The 1,706-nt window shown below is 53.2% G+C and carries 1 rRNA gene; it reads left to right on the top strand.

From position 1 onward, the window contains the following. Positions 1–1,672: ribosomal RNA gene (locus CX651_RS19670) — 23S ribosomal RNA — on the top strand; the annotation flags it as partial. Positions 1,673–1,706 lie beyond the last annotated feature (34 nt).

The raw sequence follows: 1,706 nt of genomic DNA, 5'->3' as shown, positions 1-1,706 counted from the left end.
CGCTGGAGGTATCAGAAGTGCGAATGCTGACATGAGTAACGATAAAGGGGGTGAAAAACCCCCTCGCCGAAAGACCAAGGGTTCCTGTCCAACGTTAATCGGGGCAGGGTGAGTCGACCCCTAAGGCGAGGCTGAAAGGCGTAGTCGATGGGAAACGGGTTAATATTCCCGTACTTCTGCTAACTGCGATGGAGAGACGGAGAAGGCTAGGCCAGCGCGGCGTTGGTTGTCCGCGTTTAAGGTAGTAGGTGGTGTGCTTAGGCAAATCCGGGCACACATACACTGAGAGCTGATGACGAGTCCCCAAGGGGATGAAGTGGTTGATGCCATGCTTCCAGGAAAATCTTCTAAGCTTCAGGTTAGTAGAAATCGTACCCCAAACCGACACAGGTGGTCGGGTAGAGAATACCAAGGCGCTTGAGAGAACTCGGCTGAAGGAACTAGGCAAAATGGTACCGTAACTTCGGGAGAAGGTACGCTGCCGGCGGTGAAGACCTCGCGTCGTAAGCTGCTGGCAGTCGCAGATACCAGGTGGCTGCAACTGTTTATCAAAAACACAGCACTGTGCAAAATCGCAAGATGACGTATACGGTGTGACGCCTGCCCGGTGCCGGAAGGTTAATTGATTGGGTTATCTTCGGAGAAGCTCATGATCGAAGCCCCGGTAAACGGCGGCCGTAACTATAACGGTCCTAAGGTAGCGAAATTCCTTGTCGGGTAAGTTCCGACCTGCACGAATGGCGTAATGATGGCCACGCTGTCTCCAGCCGAGACTCAGTGAAGTTGAAATTGCGGTGAAGATGCCGTATACCCGCGGCTAGACGGAAAGACCCCGTGAACCTTTACTATAGCTTGGCACTGAACATTGACCCTACATGTGTAGGATAGGTGGGAGACTATGAAGATGAGACGCCAGTCTTGTTGGAGTCAACCTTGAAATACCACCCTTGTAGTGTTGATGTTCTAACCTTGGTCCCTTATCGGGATTAGGGACAGTGCCTGGTGGGTAGTTTGACTGGGGCGGTCTCCTCCCAAAGAGTAACGGAGGAGCACGAAGGTTGGCTAAGTACGGTCGGACATCGTACGGTTAGTGCAATGGCATAAGCCAGCTTAACTGCGAGACAGACACGTCGAGCAGATGCGAAAGCAGGTCATAGTGATCCGGTGGTTCTGAATGGAAGGGCCATCGCTCAACGGATAAAAGGTACTCCGGGGATAACAGGCTGATACCGCCCAAGAGTTCATATCGACGGCGGTGTTTGGCACCTCGATGTCGGCTCATCACATCCTGGGGCTGAAGTCGGTCCCAAGGGTATGGCTGTTCGCCATTTAAAGTGGTACGCGAGCTGGGTTCAGAACGTCGTGAGACAGTTCGGTCCCTATCTGCCGTGGGCGTTGGATGATTGAGGGGAGCTGCTCCTAGTACGAGAGGACCGGAGTGGACGAACCGCTGGTGTTCGGGTTGTCATGCCAATGGCATTGCCCGGTAGCTACGTTCGGAATCGATAACCGCTGAAAGCATCTAAGCGGGAAGCGAGCCCCAAGATGAGTCATCCCTAGGTCCTAGAGACCTCTGAAGAGCCGTTCGAGACCAGGACGTTGATAGGCAGGGTGTGTAAGCGTTGCGAGGCGTTGAGCTAACCTGTACTAATGACTCGAGAGGCTTAACCATACAACCCAGATGGGTTTTACGGACTTGAAGAAGT

The organism is Shewanella chilikensis, assembly GCF_002836945.1.
GTDB classification, from domain to species: Bacteria; Pseudomonadota; Gammaproteobacteria; order Enterobacterales; family Shewanellaceae; genus Shewanella; species Shewanella chilikensis.
The sequence above is the reverse complement of the archived record's forward strand: the minus strand, read 5'-3'. Positions and strand labels throughout refer to the sequence as shown.